Here is a 2,734-nt window from a genome sequence, read left to right as displayed (position 1 = left end):
TGATCTCCTTCTCGTCGAAGATCAGCAGACTGCAAATCGTAGCTTATGTCAGTGTCCGAATTTCAGGGGGTAGCTCAGAGCCGATCGATTGCGCTTGATCTGGACTCCGCCAGGCGTCCGACCCGAAGTGGTCGTTGTCGGACGCTCGTTCGGTCGTGATATGGCCGCAGATGGCTCAGAGCGCGTCTTTACACTGCACGAAGGCGATACGGATTTGGGGAGGATCGCAGTTTCCACCGAGGATTGGGACAGCTTTGATGAAACCAGTCTTTCCATCCTCTCAGCGGAGCTCCGGCTTCGCTGGCGTCTCAGGCAGGTCGAGGCCAACGCACTTTCCGCGCTTGACCCGGGGCATGAGCGCTTTTCCGATATAGGTCCGCGCCAGACCCATCGTTTGTTACGGGTGATGTGCGATGCTGCCGAAGCCGACGGGGCGAGCCTTTATCTGCGCCACGCGGACACATGGCAGTTACAGGCAACGGAGGGCCGCACACATCCTGTGAGCGATGAAGTCTTTACCCGCCCAATTGGCGTCTGGTCCTTCGAAGACGGGGCGACGGTATGTGTCAAAGGCACGCAAGATGGCGCGCTGCTGCTCCAATCTGCGGGCGGGAGAAAGATCGACACCGCGACTCTGGACCCGCCATTGGTCCAGATGATTGCTGGTCACAGTGCGACTCTCACGCGTATCGTCGAAGGGTATCAGCAGGCTCTATGGGCTGAGCGTCAGCGCATCGCGCGTGAGTTGCACGACGAGGTTTGCCAATCGATCGCGTCGGTTCACATGCAGCTTGGTCATCTCGAAACACTGATCTCCGAGGGGCGCCCCACCGCGGTCGATCGCTGCCATCAACTGCGCGAAGCCGCGCTTGATGCCTACGAGGCCACGCGTTTGGCGGTGGATGGCTTTCGCCGGAAACCGGAAAATGCCGAGGTCGCAACGGACTTCCTCGAGGGGATTGCGAGAGCGACCAGCGAGACCCGTGGTATCGAGCTTGCGTTTCACGCCGGACCGATCGACCTCGAGCCGGAAACCGCATGGCAACTTGGGCGCATTCTTCAGGAGGCTATCGCCAACGCGGTGCGACACGGCAGAGCCCGGACGGTCACCGTCTCACTCAACAAGGCCGACGACGAACTCGTGCTGACGGTTCTTGATGACGGCACATTCCGCGATCCTGCGTCTGGGAGCACATCTTCGAGTGGTCATCACGGCCTGAAGATAATGGCCGAGAGGGTCGAAGAGTTGCACGGCTGGTTTTCAGTTTCGCATGACGATGCGGGAACCGAAGTGCAGGTGAAGCTGCCATCGATCTGATTTTGAATGCTTTATGTTTGATGTTAACTTGAAAACGGGGCGGTTCTAGAAATGCGCATAATCATCGTCGATGATCATCCGATCTTCCGGAGCGGGCTACGGCGCGTGTTAGAAGACTACGGTCACAGCGTTGTGGCGGAATGCGCAGACGGTGAAAGCGGTGTCGCGTCGGCACGGGATTTGACGCCCGATATCGTTCTCATGGATCTGCATATGCCCGAAGGTGATGGCATCGAAGCACTGAAAGCGCTCGGTGGAGACCCGCCGGTCTTGATGTTGACCGTGTCCGAGGACGCTTCAGACATGGAGGCCGCGATGGCTGCTGGCGCTGGCGGATATGTTCTGAAAAACGCGCAACCGACCGACCTGGTGAAGATGCTTGAGGCGGTCGCGCATGGCTACCGGGTTTACCCCGAGACCAATACCGCTCGACCTGACAGTGATGTCATGCTGAGCGATCGGCAACGCAATGTGCTCGACGGGCTGCTTCGGGGCCGGACACACAAGGAAATCGCGAAGATGCTCGGGATTTCCCAGTTCACTGTGAGGACATATCAGGAGCGCTTGATGGAGAAATTCGGGGTTGCCAGTCGGGCAGAATTGATTGTCTGCGCGTCTGGCGGGCACCTCCCAAAAGATGAGGGCTCAAGCCAATAAAACTAGGTGCTTTCTTGTCAGCTGAACTCATCCCCGATGATCGATAGAACGACACCTTGAACAGAGGGCGTTTTCTATGTGCCTCCTCTTGGGTTTGGCTAGCGCAAGAGAGAAAGACGACCCCGGCGCGGGAATAATCCCGGCCGGGGCAAAAAAATTGAATTGTAAGGACGAGCTTCAGGCCAGACGGGCCTGCAGGCTGCGGCTCTGCCAGCGCAGGATGCCTGCGACCGTGGCCCAGTAGACGATCCAGCCGCCCAGCGTCGCAGCGTCCGGCGCGGCGCGATAGCCAGTCAGCGCCGAGATCAGCCCGCCAAGACGGCCGCCGTCATCGAGCACCGCGCTCATATCCCAGAGCGGCGCGCCGAAGGGCAGGATGCCTGCCGAGACGAGATCATCGACACCGGTGGTGAAAAGCGCCGCGCCCAGAAGCAGCAGCATGACCTCGGACACACGGAAGAAGCCACGCCACGGCATGAAACGCGCCCCGGCCCGCAGCGCCGCATAGCTTGCCCCCGCGGCAGCCACGCCCACGGCGATCGAGGCGAGAACCCCTGCCATCTCGCTCTGCTTCGCCGCCGCGAGCGAGCCGTAGAGGAAGACAACCGTTTCCGAGCCTTCGCGTGCCACCGCCGCCATCGCGAGGATGAAGACCGCCCACCAGCTTTGGCGTATCGCGGCAGCTTTCAGCCCGGCCTCGAGGTCGCGTTTCAGCGTGCGGCCATGGCCGCGCATCCAGACCACCATCTGCACGATCAG

Annotated in this window: 3 protein-coding genes; 2 read left to right on the top strand and 1 reads right to left on the bottom strand. The window is 60.3% G+C overall.

Annotated elements, in window-relative coordinates; translation table 11 throughout:
* The first annotated feature begins 160 nt into the window (after positions 1-160).
* Complete coding sequence (locus BMI89_RS20460; protein WP_078572602.1) at positions 161-1,318, top strand: histidine kinase; 1,158 nt, start codon at positions 161-163, stop codon at positions 1,316-1,318.
* A 51-nt stretch (positions 1,319-1,369) separates the two neighbouring features.
* Positions 1,370-1,975 carry a response regulator transcription factor gene (locus BMI89_RS20455; RefSeq protein WP_078520049.1) on the top strand — a complete coding sequence of 202 codons (606 nt, stop codon included), beginning with the start codon at positions 1,370-1,372 and terminating at the stop codon, positions 1,973-1,975.
* Positions 1,976-2,152: 177 nt separating this feature from the next.
* On the opposite strand, the gene BMI89_RS20450 is transcribed toward BMI89_RS20455, so the two are convergent.
* The coding region (locus BMI89_RS20450; protein WP_078572601.1) for an FTR1 family protein at positions 2,153-2,734 on the bottom strand (582 nt) is incomplete at its 5' end.

The sequence above is a fragment of the Thioclava sp. F36-7 genome (assembly GCF_002020075.1).
Lineage (GTDB): Bacteria > Pseudomonadota > Alphaproteobacteria > Rhodobacterales > Rhodobacteraceae > Thioclava > Thioclava sediminum.
This window is presented reverse-complemented; position numbering and strand designations above follow the sequence as displayed.

What these genes read in the sequence shown, in the direction of transcription:
- BMI89_RS20460 (WP_078572602.1), top strand. Translation starts at nt 161, where the DNA reads ATGGCCGCAGATGGCTCAGAGCGCGTCTTTACACTGCACGAAGGCGAT.
- BMI89_RS20455 (WP_078520049.1), top strand. Translation starts at nt 1,370, where the DNA reads ATGCGCATAATCATCGTCGATGATCATCCGATCTTCCGGAGCGGGCTA.